The 12333-nt window shown below is 72.8% G+C and carries 12 protein-coding genes; 5 read left to right on the forward strand and 7 right to left on the reverse strand.

Annotated features, from left to right (window positions below):
• Nucleotides 1-6: 6 nt before the first annotated feature.
• Nucleotides 7-1794 carry an ABC transporter ATP-binding protein gene (locus ACFY3L_RS33415; protein WP_389333163.1) on the forward strand — a complete coding sequence of 596 codons (1788 nt, stop codon included), beginning with the start codon at nucleotides 7-9 and terminating at the stop codon, nucleotides 1792-1794.
• A gap of 74 nt (nucleotides 1795-1868) precedes the next feature.
• Nucleotides 1869-2108, forward strand: a complete 240-nt coding sequence (locus tag ACFY3L_RS33420; RefSeq protein ID WP_389333166.1) for a hypothetical protein — start codon at nucleotides 1869-1871, stop codon at nucleotides 2106-2108.
• Between the two features lie 233 nt (nucleotides 2109-2341).
• On the opposite strand, the gene ACFY3L_RS33425 is transcribed toward ACFY3L_RS33420, so the two are convergent.
• A complete protein-coding gene (locus ACFY3L_RS33425) occupies nucleotides 2342-2707 on the reverse strand; it encodes a DoxX family protein (protein WP_389333169.1) in 366 nt (121 codons plus the stop codon).
• Nucleotides 2704-3534 carry an NmrA family NAD(P)-binding protein gene (locus tag ACFY3L_RS33430; RefSeq protein ID WP_389333172.1) on the reverse strand — a complete coding sequence of 277 codons (831 nt, stop codon included), beginning with the start codon at nucleotides 3532-3534 and terminating at the stop codon, nucleotides 2704-2706. The genes ACFY3L_RS33425 and ACFY3L_RS33430 overlap by 4 nt, the downstream gene beginning before the upstream one ends.
• Before the next feature lie 82 nt (nucleotides 3535-3616).
• Here ACFY3L_RS33430 and ACFY3L_RS33435 point away from each other — a divergent pair, with 82 nt between their 5' ends.
• Entirely contained in the window at nucleotides 3617-4114 is a 498-nt protein-coding gene (locus ACFY3L_RS33435) for a MarR family transcriptional regulator (RefSeq protein ID WP_389333175.1), read from the forward strand.
• 16 nt (nucleotides 4115-4130) lie between these two features.
• Here ACFY3L_RS33435 and ACFY3L_RS33440 read toward each other — a convergent pair whose 3' ends face one another.
• Genes ACFY3L_RS33440 through ACFY3L_RS33455 form a run of 4 tightly spaced genes read right to left on the reverse strand, consistent with a single transcriptional unit; the run spans nucleotide 4131 to nucleotide 7987 of the window.
• Nucleotides 4131-5243, reverse strand: a complete 1113-nt coding sequence (locus ACFY3L_RS33440; RefSeq protein ID WP_389333178.1) for a glycoside hydrolase family 88 protein — start codon at nucleotides 5241-5243, stop codon at nucleotides 4131-4133.
• Nucleotide 5244: 1 nt separating this feature from the next.
• Nucleotides 5245-5682 carry a nitroreductase family deazaflavin-dependent oxidoreductase gene (locus tag ACFY3L_RS33445; protein ID WP_389333181.1) on the reverse strand — a complete coding sequence of 146 codons (438 nt, stop codon included), beginning with the start codon at nucleotides 5680-5682 and terminating at the stop codon, nucleotides 5245-5247.
• A 36-nt stretch (nucleotides 5683-5718) separates the two neighbouring features.
• Nucleotides 5719-7050, reverse strand: coding sequence for an AI-2E family transporter (locus ACFY3L_RS33450; protein ID WP_389333184.1), 1332 nt, complete (start codon nucleotides 7048-7050; stop codon nucleotides 5719-5721).
• Between the two features lie 52 nt (nucleotides 7051-7102).
• A complete protein-coding gene (locus ACFY3L_RS33455; RefSeq protein WP_389333187.1) occupies nucleotides 7103-7987 on the reverse strand; it encodes a hypothetical protein in 885 nt (294 codons plus the stop codon).
• Nucleotides 7988-8225: 238 nt separating this feature from the next.
• Here ACFY3L_RS33455 and ACFY3L_RS33460 point away from each other — a divergent pair, with 238 nt between their 5' ends.
• Nucleotides 8226-8507 carry a DUF3040 domain-containing protein gene (locus ACFY3L_RS33460; protein ID WP_389333190.1) on the forward strand — a complete coding sequence of 94 codons (282 nt, stop codon included), beginning with the start codon at nucleotides 8226-8228 and terminating at the stop codon, nucleotides 8505-8507.
• A gap of 416 nt (nucleotides 8508-8923) precedes the next feature.
• Here ACFY3L_RS33460 and ACFY3L_RS33465 read toward each other — a convergent pair whose 3' ends face one another.
• Nucleotides 8924-9793, reverse strand: a complete 870-nt coding sequence (locus ACFY3L_RS33465) for an NAD-dependent protein deacetylase (protein WP_389333519.1) — start codon at nucleotides 9791-9793, stop codon at nucleotides 8924-8926.
• 31 nt (nucleotides 9794-9824) lie between these two features.
• On the opposite strand from ACFY3L_RS33465, the gene secA2 reads away from it, so the two are divergent.
• Complete coding sequence (gene secA2, locus ACFY3L_RS33470; RefSeq protein ID WP_389333193.1) at nucleotides 9825-12152, forward strand: accessory Sec system translocase SecA2; 2328 nt, start codon at nucleotides 9825-9827, stop codon at nucleotides 12150-12152.
• Nucleotides 12153-12333: the final 181 nt, after the last annotated feature.

Genomic DNA, 12333 nt, shown 5'->3' on the forward strand with positions numbered 1-12333 from the left:
GCCCCCTTGGAACCCCAGCACCGGATCCGGCCGCCGCGCGAGATCAGCGCCGCCGACAAGGCCCGCGCCAAGCACGTCTCCCTGGCCCGCATCGGCCGCCTCTTCACCGCGCACCGAGGACCCCTCGCCACGGTCGTCGCCATCATCGTCGTCGCCTCCGCGCTCGGCGGGGCGACCCCGTTCCTGCTCCGCGAGGTCATCGACGTCGCCCTCCCCCAGCGCGACACCACGCTGCTCGCCTGGCTCGTCGCCGGCATGGTCGGCATCGCCGCCGTCACCTCCGCGCTCGGCGTCGTGCAGACCTGGATCTCCACCAGGGTCGGCCAGCAGGTCATGCACCGGCTGCGCACCGACGTGTTCACCCACCTGCAGCGCCAGTCCGTCGGGTTCTTCACCCGCACCCGCACCGGCGAGGTCCAGTCCCGCATCACCAACGACATCGGCGGCATGCAGAGCGTCGTCACCTCGACCGCGACCTCGGTCGCGTCCAACCTGACCACCACCGTCACCACCGCGGTCGCCATGGCGGCGCTGTCGTGGCGGCTGTCGCTGGTCTCCCTCGTCGTGCTGCCCCCCGCGATCTACGTGACCCGCAAGGTCGCCGGGATGCGCCGCGAGATCACCGCGCAGCGCCAGCGGGAGCTCGCCGACCTCAACGTCACCATCGAGGAAGGCCTCTCCGTCAGCGGTGTGCGCCTCAGCAAGACCATGGGCGCCGGCGCCGCCGTCGTGGACCGGTTCACCGCCTCCTCGACGCGGCTCATCGACCTGGAGCTGCGTTCCGAGCTCGCGGGCCGCTGGCGGATGGCGTCCATGAACATCATCTTCGCGGCGATCCCCGCCGTCATCTACCTCAGCGCCGGCCTGCCGCTGACCGCCGGCTCGCTGAGCATCGGCACGCTCGTCGCGTTCACCGCGCTGCAGTCCGCGCTCTTCCGGCCGCTCATGGGCCTGCTCGGGGTCGGCGTCTCCATCACCAGCAGCCTGGCGCTCTTCGCGCGGATCTTCGAGTACCTCGACCTGCCCGTGGAGGTCGACGACCCCGCCGACCCGGTGCCGCTGCCCCGCGCCACCACCCGCGGCCACCTGCGCTTCGAGGACGTCACCTTCACGTACCCGGGCAGCGACGCCGCCGCCGTCGCCGGGATCAGCCTCGACGTGCCCGCCGGCACCTCCCTCGCCCTGGTCGGTGAGACCGGCTCCGGCAAGAGCACGATCGCGTCGCTCATCGCCCGCCTGCACGATCCCACCTTCGGCCGAATCACCATCGACGGCGTCGACCTGCGCGACGTCCGCCTCGCCGACCTCGCGGCGGTCGTCGGCGTCGTCAGCCAGGAGACGTACCTGCTGCACACCACCATCCGCGAGAACCTGCGCTACGCGAAGCCCGACGCCACCGACCGCGAGCTCGTCGAGGCGGCGAAGGCCGCGCAGATCCACGACCTCATCACCCGCCTCCCCGACGGCTACGACACCATGGTCGGCTCCCGCGGCTACCGCTTCTCCGGCGGCGAGCAGCAGCGCATCGCGATCGCCCGCACCCTGCTGCGCGACCCGCGCGTCCTCGTGCTCGACGAGGCCACCAGCGCCCTGGACACCGAGACCGAACGCGCCGTCCAGCGCGCCTTCGACACCCTCGCCGAGGGCCGCACCACGATCACCATCGCGCACCGCCTCTCCACCGTCCGCGACGCCGACCAGATCCTCGTCGTCGACCACGGCCGCGTCGTCGAGCGCGGCACCCACGCCACCCTGCTCCAGGCCGACGGCCACTACGCCGCCTTCGCCGCATAACCGCCGCATTACTGCCGCACAACTCGGTGACATCCCCGATGCGCCCACCGGCCCGGCGGGCGCACATTGGAAGCATGGGTCGAATCCTCGCGGGCGCGGTCGGCGTCGTCGTCGGACTGTTCATCGTCGGAGCGCTCGCCATCTGGCTGTTCAAGGTGCTCATCAGCGCCGCGTTCTATCTCATCGTCGGCGCGGCCGTCGTCGTCGGCGCCCTCTGGCTCTACAGCAAGGTCCGCCAGAGCCTCACCGGCGGCGGGCGCAACCAGCGCCGCCTCGAAGCCTTCCTCGCCACCCGCCGCAACCGGGTCCGCTGACGCCCGCCGCCCGGCAGCGCGCACGAACCGCCTGGAGCAGGCCCCGACCGACCCGGGTCCGGGCGGCCACGCGGCCGGTGCTGGCCGGCGCGCAGGCACAAACCGCTAGGAGCGGGCTCCGACCGAGGCGTGCCCGGGCGGCCACCCGGCCGGGGTGCTAGCCGGCGCGCAGGCACGAACCGCCAGCAGCGGGCTCCGACCGAGGCGTGCCCGGGCGGCCACCCGGCCGGGTGCTAGCCGGCGCGCAGGGCCGGGTCGAGGGCCAGGGTTGTCACGGCGAGCGCGAGAAAGCCGATCGCCAGGGCGAACTGGGCGGACAGGTCGGCGGCGCGCAGGTGCGTGTACACGGCGCAGACGAAGAACAGCACGAGCCCCGCGGCCGCCGCGGTGCCCAGGAGCGCCGGCCCGGCGAGCCCGGCGAGCAGCCCCGCGGCGCCGGCGAGCTTCAGGACGCCGATCGGGAACCTCAGCCACGACACCGGCACCCCGGCGGCCGCCATGCCCGGCAGGATCGGCCTGAGGTGCAGCACCGCGCAGGTGCCGGAGAACAGGTTCGCCGCGGCGGTGACCAGGGCGACGGTGACGTGCGGGGCGCTCACGCCGCGGCCCGGAACGCGCCGGCGTGGTCGGCCACCCAGGTGGCGAACGGGGTCGCCGGGCGGCCGAGGACCTCCCGCACCACGTCGGTCGGCGGGTGCTGCGGGGCGGCGAGGTGGCGTTCGTAGCGCTCCATGAGTGCGCCGACGAACGCCTCGGGCATCCCCCGCACGACCATCTGCCACGCGGCGACCTGGGCCGGCACCTCCTCGAACGCGAGCGGCCGGCCCAGCACCGCACCGATGGTCGCGACCTGCTCCCCGTGGGTCAGCGACTGCGGGCCGGTCAGCTCGAGCATCCGCCCGGACGCCGCGTCGTCGCGCAGGGCCACGGCGGCGACCTCGGCGATGTCCCGCTCGTCGACGAGGGACTCCTCGAACGCGCGGAACGGGTACCGCACGACCGTCCCACCCTGGATCTGCGGCCCGAACGCGCGGGCGGTGTTGCCGGCGAACGCGGACGGGCGCAGGCAGGTCCAGGCCAGCCCGCTGGCACGCACGGCCTGGTCGAGCTCTGCGTTGCGATCGCCGGTGTACCGCGAAGGCTGCTGTTCCTCGGGGTCGCCGACGTTGATCGCGGTGAGCGCGACGACCTTACGGACCCCGGCGGCGCGGGCGGCGGCGAGGATCCCCGGCGCGTCGTCGCCGGTGACCCGCGGGTGCAGGAACAGCGCGGTGGTGCCGGCGAGCCCGTCGCGGACGGTGCGGACGCGGTCGACGCCGGCCGGCGGGGCGCCGCGGGTGACGGCGCGGACGGGCTCGCCCGCGGCGGTCAGCGTCCGCACCAGGTGCCGGCCGATGGCGCCTGTCGCGCCGGTGATGAGGATCATGAGCGCCCCTCCGGGGGTATCGTGTCATCGACAACCGATATCGTATGGATCTCATAATATTTGGATCCGGGATCGAGATGGTATGAGTTCCGTATCACAGTCGCGTGACAACCGGCAGCGGCGGCGCTCCACGACCGCGATCAAGGAGTCGCTGCGGGAGCTGTCGATCCAGCTCTCGCTGCTGAACCACCAGGTCGGCGGCCGGCTCGGGGTCAAGGATGCCGACTTCGACTGCCTGGACCTGATCAACCGGCACGGCCCGCTGAGCCCCAGCGCCCTCGCCCGCCGCGCCGGCCAGCACCCCGCGACGATGACCGGCGTCCTGGACCGCCTCGAGCGCGCCGGCTGGATCACCCGCGAGCGCGACCCCGCCGACCGCCGCGCCGTGCAGGTCCGCGCCCTGAAGGAGCGCAACGCGGAGATCTTCGGCCTGTACGCGGGGATGAACGCCGCCATGGACGACCTGTGCGCCGGCTACGACGACGCGCAGCTGGCGCTGCTCGCCGAGTTCCTCGACCGCGCCACCACCGCCGGGCGCCACGCCACCGACGCGCTCGCCGACCGGCCGTCGGAGGGGTAGCGGGCCGGCCCGGGGGTCAGGGGTGCGGTGGGGTGCCGGACGGGAGGCGGGCGGCGGCGGCCTGCGCCATGAGGAAGAAGGACTGAGCCTCTGCGGAGGTGCCGAGGCGGTCGAACATGGGGGCGCCGCAGACGCCGTGGACCAGGCCGTCGGGGGCGACCAGCGGCGCGACCGCGGCGATCAGCGACCGGCCCACGGCCGCGTAGGACGGCGGGAGCCAGCCGTCCGCGACGCCGGTGCAGATGGTGTACGCGAGCATCTGCGCGACGTTCGCCTCCGGGAACGACGTGGGGTCGTCCAGGACGTTGCCGAACAGGCCGCCGGGGCGGCGCAGCGCCAGGCACGCGTCGACGACCTCCCGGGCGTGCCCGGCCAGGGCGGGCTCCAGCGACGGGTCGTGGTGCAGCGCCCGGGCGATGCCGGCGGCGACCCAGCCGCTGCCGGTGCCCCAGCGCTCCGGCGCGGTGAGGGTGGCGGTGTCCTCGTCCCAGCGGGCCGCGTACAGGCCGCCGGTGCACAGGCGCTCGCGGTGGCCGGCGACCTGCCGGACGGCCTCGCCGGGGTGGCCGGTCGCGGCGAGCAGCGGCACCACCATGTAGACGGTGTCTGCCCACACCTCCCGGGAGCCGATCACGTGGAAGAGCGTGCCGTCCGCGGCCCGCGGCGCCCGCGCCAGCAACCAGTCCAGCTGCGCCGCCAGCGCCGGATGCGCCGCCACCGCCCGCGACCCGCCGGTCGCGGCCACGCCACCCTGGGCAGGGGCGTCACCAGGCGCGGGAATGCCGCCGGACGCAGCGACGCCGCCAGGCTCAGCGACGCCGCCGGGCGCGGGCGTGGCGCCGGGCGCGGGCGTGGCGCCGGGGTGGGGGTCGGCGGTGGACAGGCCGATGAGGGCCTCGCCGCAGGCGGCGCCGTTGACGGAGCCGGACTCCTCCCCCACCGTGCCGAGGCGCCCGTCGGCGCTCTGGTGCACGACCGCGTCGAGGGCGAGCAGCCGCGCCAGGTCGGTGTGGCCGAGGTCGAGCAGGGCGTGCGAGGCGACGCCCTGCTCCCACGAGTGGCGCTGCATGGCCAGCAGCGCGAGCAGGACCGGGTGCTGCCGGGAGGGCGCGGCCGGCGGGTCGGTCAAGTCAGCTCACGGGCGTGAGCACGAAGACGGGGATCTCCCGGTCGGTCTTGGTCTGGTATTCCTCGTAGTCGGGCCAGGTCTCGTTGGCGCGCTTCCACCAGGCGGCGCGCTCCTCGCCGGTGACGATCCGGGCGATGTAGTCCTTGCGGACCGGGCCGTCCTGCAGCTCCACCCGCGGGTGGGCGACGAGGTTGTGATACCAGACGGGGTGCTTCGGCTGGCCGCCGGCGGAGGCCACGACCGCGTACTCCCCGTTGTGCTCGACCCGCATCAGCGGGTTCTTGCGGATCTTGCCGGTCTTGGCGCCGAGCGTGGTGAGCAGGATGATCGGCCGGCCGCGCAGCGTGTTGCCCTCGGCGCCGTTGGTCCGCTGGAACAGCTGGGCCTGGTCGTTGGCCCAGTCCGCGGCGCCCGGTGCGTACTCTCCGGTCAGCGGCATGTCAGCTCCTCCTGAGTCGTCGGCGCGGGATCAACCCTACTCGTGCGCGCTGGTGCTCCCGGAGGTTTCCGCGTCCGGCAGGTCCTCGCCCGGCGGGGGCGGGGTGGGCTCGGCCGGCTCGGACGCGATCGGGCCGCCGTCGGACTCGTCGGAGGGCTGGGTGCCCGGCGGCTCCCGGTCCGATGTGGGCTCGCCGTCGGGATGGGCGACGAGGTACCGGATGGCGGTGTTGCCGACCGCCAGCAGCGGCACCGCGACGAGCCCGCCGACGATGCCGGCGGCGACCACCCCGGTGGTGATCGCGAGGATCACCGCGAGGGGGTGCAGCGAGACGGCGCGGCCCATGATGAGCGGCTGCAGCACGTGCCCTTCCAGCTGCTGCACGGCGATGACGATGGCGAGGACCAGCAGCGCGTGCAGCGGGTCCTTGGTGACGAGGGCGACGAGCACGGCGACCGCGCCGGACAGGGTCGCGCCGACGACGGGGATGAACGCGCCGAGGAACACCAGCGCCGCGAGCGGCAGTGCGAGGGGGATGCGCAGGATCGCCAGCCCGATCCCGATGCCGACGGCGTCGACGAACGCGACGAGGACCGTCGCCCGCACGTACGACACCAGCGTGAACCACGAGTAGTGCCCGGCGCGGGCCGCCGGCAGCCGCGCGGGGCGGGGCAGCAGGCGGCACAGGAACTCCCAGATCTGCCCGCCGTCGCGCAGGAAGAAGAACAGCGTGAACAGCACCACGAAGAAGCCGGTGAGGACCTCGCCGAGCGTGGTGGCGGTGGTGAGCGCCCCGGAGGTGAGCGCGCCCCGGTTGCCCTTCAGCTGGTCGCCGAACCCGGCGATGGCGCTGTCGATCTGGTCCTTCGACACGTGCAGCGGGCCGCGGATGAGCCAGTCACGGATCTCGTTGACGCCCCCCGTGACCTGCACGGAGAGGTTGTCGAACTGGGCGATGAACGTCTGCACGATGACGCCGAGCCCGCCGAAGACCACGACGAGCCCGCCGACGAGCACGAGCCCCGCCGCGAGCGAGCGGTGCACGCCGCGCTTGCGCAGCCCGGCGGCCGCGGGTTCGAGCAGGGCCGCGAGCAGCAGGGCGACGACGACCGGGATCACCATGAGGCGCAGCGCGCCGATCAGCCGCAGCAGCAGGTACGCCGCGAGGATGAACAGCACGATCCGCCATGCCCACGCGCCGGCGACGCGGACGCCGCGCGGGATGCCGTCGTCCACTGTGGAACGCTGGTCGACGACCAGGACGTCGCGGTCCGGGACCTCGCGGCGGAACTCGGGGACCACGCCGGTGCGGCGGGCCGTCGTCAGCCGCGCCCTGGCACGATCGGACACTTGCGCAATCCAGGTCATGCGGTCGCTGTACCCCCCGACCGGCCGCACCAATCGAGGGGTTCGCGGCGGGCTATTTGACCCGGTCGTACCGGCTGAACGTGTCCGGCTCACCGGGGGGTGTGGTGCGGAAGACGTCGCCGACGCAGGTGTAGTTGACCGGGTCGAGGTTGGGCTCGAGAGTGATCGTGCCCGCCTTGCGCCCGTCGACCGTGACGACCAGCGCCGCGTCGCTCTCCTTGCCGGCGTACTCGATCGTCCGGCCGACCGTCTTGAGCTGCCACTCGGCGGTGCCGGAGAACGTGGCGGTGATGGTGCGGCCCTGGTCGTCCTTGCCGCTGTAGGCGAACTTCGCGTTGTCCTCGATCGCGCTGCCGTCGGCGTTGATCGTCCACACCTTGCCGGCGCCGACCATCTTGACCTTGCCGATGGTCTCGCGCTTGTCGATGTCGGTCCCCGCGAAGTCGACGACCTTCTGGAAGTTGGTCTGGTTCCACTTGCCGACCAGGCACGCGTCGACCGGGCCGCTCGGGGACGCCGACGGCGTGGCCGGCCCGGCGGCGGGCTGCTTGCTCCGGTTCAGCGCGACGACGACGATCGCGACCACCAGCACGACGACCAGGCCGCCCAGGATCGCGAGGATCGGCACGAGGCGGCCGCGGGACGGGGGCGGCGGCGCGGGCAGTGGCGTCTGCGGCGCGTACGGGTTGGCGGGCGGTCCGCTGTACGGCGCGGCGGAGTTGGGCGCGATGTTGTACGGCTGCGCCGAGTACGGTTGGTTCGGGTACTGCTGCTGCGGGAACTGCTGCTGCTGGGGCTGCTGCGGGAACTGCGTCGTGTGTTGCGGGTACTGCGGCGGCGGGTACTGCGGCTGACCCTGCGACGGGTACTGCGGACCCGGCTGCGGGTACTGCGGCTGCCCCTGCTGCGGGTGCTGCCACTGCTGCGACGGATCCACGATCACCCTCCCCGATGCCTGACGTGTTTCGCCGTAGAGGATGGCACACCGGACACCTGCTCGCAGGTCGCCAGAAGTGACAAATGGGGCATTTACCTGTTCAGCCCGCAACCCCGCAGGCTGGGAGTTTCTCACTGGCGCCGATCGACCGACCCTAAACCCGCTGAAGTGTGTGACCATCGAGCGGAGCGGGTACACGTCGCGCACCGGGCAGGCCCGTCGGAGGAGGTTGAGCATCATGCTCAGCGAGAGCGAGCAGCAGCGGCTCGCGGACATCGAAGCCGCACTGCGCAATGACACGCGGTTCGTCAACGGGTTCAACCGGGCGATGACCCGCCGCATCACACCCCGTCGTATCACCGCGGCCGCCATCGCCGTCGCCGGAGTCCTCGGCGTCGTCGTAGGCCTGGCCGCCGCCAGCGTCGCGGGCACAGTCCTGGCGATCTGCGCCGTCGGCGTCGCCGGGGGCGTGTGGACCTGGCGCCCGCCGCATCGGCCAGATCCCCCCGTCACCCGATAACCGTCCCCCCACGCTCACGTCGACCCCCGAAGGCCCGCCGGCCGTCGGGGGTCAGTGCACTGCGCGTGGACTTTGTCCGGCATTGCACGCGATTGTCCGGATCAAGGTCGCGCTGAACCGCGGCCTGCGGCCGGATGAGCACCTCCACCCGGGCGCCGGCCTGCGCAAGGCGCCGTGGTCGCGGCCCGCGACCTGCCCGGCCACGCCCCGTCGGGCCACCACCGCCGGGACGTCGCCGCCCGGCAGCGCGCCGTCGGCGCCTTGTCCTGCCTGCCACCCGTACAGCAGCCGGGCCTCGCATCGGTGCACGTCGCCGAACCATGCCTCACCGAACACCGGCGGCGCGGAGCTGGCGTGACGCGCTCTGCCGGTCCGGTCGTCCTCCAGATCAGGTCCGCGGCGCCGGTACGAAAGTTTCAGGCGGCCAGTTCCGCCAGCCGGGTCAGCGTCTTGCCCAGCGGGGCGTCCACCAGTACAGCTGCCAGGTCGTCGCTCTTCGTCGGCCCCTGGTTCACGATGGCGACCGGCACGCCCAGCTTCGCGGCCCGGATCACGAAGCGCCGCCCGGACAGGACGGTGAGCGACGAGCCGAGCACCAGCAGCGCCCCGGCCCGCTCCACCAGCGCGAACGCCGCCTCCACCCGCGGCATCGGCACCTGCTCGCCGAAGAACACGACGTCGGGCTTGAGCATGCCGCCGCAGACCCAGCAGCCGACCGTGACGAAGTCCGCCGCCTGCTCGTCGGTCAGGTCGGCGTCGCCGTCGGGGTTGATGCCGCCGCCGTCCGCCGCGAACGTCGCGTTCGCGCTCCGCAGCCGCTCGTCGAGGGCCGTGCGGGCGGTCACGTCGCCGCAGTCGAGGCAGACCACCCGGTCCAGGCCGCCGTGCAGCTCGATGACCGGATCGGCGCCGCCGGCCTGGTGCAGGCCGTCGACGTTCTGCGTGACGATCCCCGTGACCAGGCCGCCGCGCTGCAGCCGGGCGACCGCGCGGTGACCGTCGTTGGGCGACGCCTCCGCGATCGTGCGCCAGCCCAGATAGCTGCGCGCCCAGTAGCGCCGCCGGGCCACCGGGTCGCCGGTGAACGTCTGGAACGTCATCGGCGACGCGTTGCGCTGCAGCCCGCTCGGACCGCGATAGTCCGGAATGCCCGACTCCGTCGACAGCCCGGCGCCGCTGAGGACGACCACGCCACCGCCTTCGACGAGCCTGATCAACTGTTCCACTTCTCGATTGTCGCTCGGCCGCCCGGTGGCGGCTCCAAGTGACGGTGATGGGGCGCACATCTCCGGCGGGCGGGGACGTATCGTGGTGGCCATGGGTTTGGTGAGCAAATTCAACGCGTGGCGTCGCAAGCTGCAGGAGCAGCCCGGCACCACGATCGACCTCGAGCCGATGCGGGCCCTCCTGCCACTGATCGAGGAGCGCGAGGCCGAGCTGTCCGAGCTCACCGACGACGAGCTCCGCGCCGCCGCCACGGCACTGCACCAGCGGGACGACCCGCAGGACTTCGTCGAGGCGTGCGCCCTCGGCCGGGAGGCCGCGAAGCGCGCCCTCGACGAGCGCCCCTATGACGTGCAGCTGCTCGGCGCCCAGGTGCTCCTCGCCGGGCACGTCGTCGAGATGGCCACCGGTGAGGGCAAGACCCTGACCGCCGCGATCGCCGCCGCCGGCTATGCCGCGCAGGGCCCGGTCCACGTCATCACGGTCAACGACTACCTCGCCCGCCGCGACGCCGAGTGGATGCGCCCGGTCTACGAGCTGCTCGACCTGACCGTCGGCTGGGTCAACGAGTCCTCGACCCCCGAGGAGCGCCGCGCGGCGTATGCGTGCGACATCACGTACGTCTCCGTCAGCGAGGCCGGCTTCGACCTGCTCCGCGACAGCATCGTGACCGACACCGCAGACCGGGTGCACCGCGAGTTCGGCACCGTCATCATCGACGAGGCCGACTCGATCCTCATCGACGAGGCCAAGGTCCCGCTGGTCCTGGCCGGCTCGACCATCGACGAGAAGGACTCGCCGGTCGCGATCGCCGAGATCGTCAGCGGCCTGCGCCGCGACCACGACTACGAGGTCGTCGACGAGGGCCGCACCGTCCACCTCAGCACCTCCGGCCTGGCGAAGGTCGAGGCCCTGCTCGGCTTGGACCTCTACGCCGCCGAGCACATGGACTCGCTCACCGCCGTCAACCTGGCACTGCACGCCGAGGCGCTGCTGGTCCGCGACGTCGACTACATCGTCCGCGACGAGAAGGTCGAGCTCATCGACGAGTTCCGCGGCCGGGTCGCCCAGCGGCGGCGCTGGCCCGACGGTCTCCAGGCCGCCGTCGAGGCCAAGGAGAAGATCCGCAGCAGCGGTGGCGGCACCGTCCTGCAGACCATCACGGTCCAGGCGTTCCTCACGCAGTACAAGAAGATCTGCGGCATGACCGGCACGGCCCTGCCCGTCGGCGACCAGCTCCGCGAGTTCTACAAGCTGGAGGTCGCGGTCATCCCGCCGCACCTGCCCAACATCCGCAAGGACTGGCCCGACCGCGTCTACGCCTCCGCCGAGGAGCGCGACATCGCCGTCGTCAACGAGATCGTCGCGATGCACGCCACCGGCCGCCCCGTCCTCGTCGGCACCCTCAGCGTCGCGGAGTCCGAGCAGCTCGCCGCCACCCTCGCCGAGGAAGGCGTCGAGTGCGTCGTGCTCAACGCCAAGAACGACGAGAAGGAGGCCGGCATCGTCGCGGAGGCCGGCTCGTTCAACGCCGTGACCGTCTCCACCCAGATGACCGGCCGCGGCGTCGACATCCGCCTCGGCGGCAGCGACGAGAAGGACCGCGAGCGGGTCGCGGGCCTCGGCGGCCTCTTCGTCATCGGCACCGCCCGCAACGACAGCCGCCGCATCGACGACCAGCTCCGTGGCCGCGCCGGCCGCCAGGGCGACCCCGGCGAGTCGATGTTCTTCGTCAGCCTCGAGGACGAGCTCATCGAGCGCTACGGCCCCGAGCCGATGCCGATGGGCAAGGCCGATGCCGACGGCGCCATCGACGACGAGGACGTCCGCTGGGCGATCGGCTCCGCCCAGCGCGTCGCGGAGACCGTCAACCTGGAGATCCACCGCAACACCTGGCGCTACAACTACCTGCTGGACCAGCACCGCCAGCTGCACGCGAAGCGCCGCGAGGAGCTCCTCACGACCGACGCCGCCGGCGAGCTCCTCGCCGAGCGGGCCCCCGACCGCTACAACGAGCTGGCCGAGGAGCTGGGCGAGGAGGCGGTGCTCCGCATCGCCCGCACGATCGCCCTCTTCCACGCCGACGCCGCGTGGTCGGAGCACCTCGCCGACATGAGCGAGCTCCGCGAGGGCATCCACCTGCGCGTCCTCGGCGCCCAGGACCCGCTCGACGAGTTCCACCGCGAGGCGATCCCCGCCTTCCGCGGCCTGCTCGCCGAGATCGACGACCGCACCGTCAAAGAGTTCGAGGAGCTGGAGATCGACGGCCCCGACTGGGAGCCCGCCGACGCCGGCCTCGTCCGCCCCAGCGCCACCTGGACCTACGTCGTCAGCGACAACCCCTTCGGCTCCGAGATGGAGCGCTTCTTCGCCGGCATGGTCAAGCTCTTCCGCAGCGGCAAGGGCGTCAAGAAGGGCTGAACCTGCGTTTTCGCTTTTCCGCGTTTCGCTTCTTCGCGGCCGTCACCGTTTCATTCCGGTGGCGGCCGCGGCCGTTTCCGGGACGGCATCGCGGCGATGAACCTGCCCGGCTTCCGGCACTGCCTCGCGCGGGAGTGGCTGCCGGCGCTGCCTGACGTGGTGGAGCGGCTGGCGCAGGCGC

The sequence above is a fragment of the Dactylosporangium sp. NPDC000521 genome (genome assembly GCF_042898305.1).
In the GTDB taxonomy this organism is placed as follows: Bacteria; Actinomycetota; Actinomycetes; order Mycobacteriales; family Micromonosporaceae; genus Dactylosporangium.

Bases quoted from the DNA above. Each gene is read 5' to 3' on its own strand.
- ACFY3L_RS33420 (WP_389333166.1), top strand. From the start codon at position 1,869: ATGGGTCGAATCCTCGCGGGCGCGGTCGGCGTCGTCGTCGGACTGTTC.
- ACFY3L_RS33430 (WP_389333172.1), bottom strand. From the start codon at position 3,534: ATGATCCTCATCACCGGCGCGACAGGCGCCATCGGCCGGCACCTGGTG.
- ACFY3L_RS33435 (WP_389333175.1), top strand. From the start codon at position 3,617: ATGAGTTCCGTATCACAGTCGCGTGACAACCGGCAGCGGCGGCGCTCC.
- ACFY3L_RS33445 (WP_389333181.1), bottom strand. From the start codon at position 5,682: ATGCCGCTGACCGGAGAGTACGCACCGGGCGCCGCGGACTGGGCCAAC.
- ACFY3L_RS33450 (WP_389333184.1), bottom strand. From the start codon at position 7,050: ATGACCTGGATTGCGCAAGTGTCCGATCGTGCCAGGGCGCGGCTGACG.
- ACFY3L_RS33460 (WP_389333190.1), top strand. From the start codon at position 8,226: ATGCTCAGCGAGAGCGAGCAGCAGCGGCTCGCGGACATCGAAGCCGCA.
- ACFY3L_RS33465 (WP_389333519.1), bottom strand. From the start codon at position 9,793: ATGTGCGCCCCATCACCGTCACTTGGAGCCGCCACCGGGCGGCCGAGC.
- secA2 (WP_389333193.1), top strand. From the start codon at position 9,825: ATGGGTTTGGTGAGCAAATTCAACGCGTGGCGTCGCAAGCTGCAGGAG.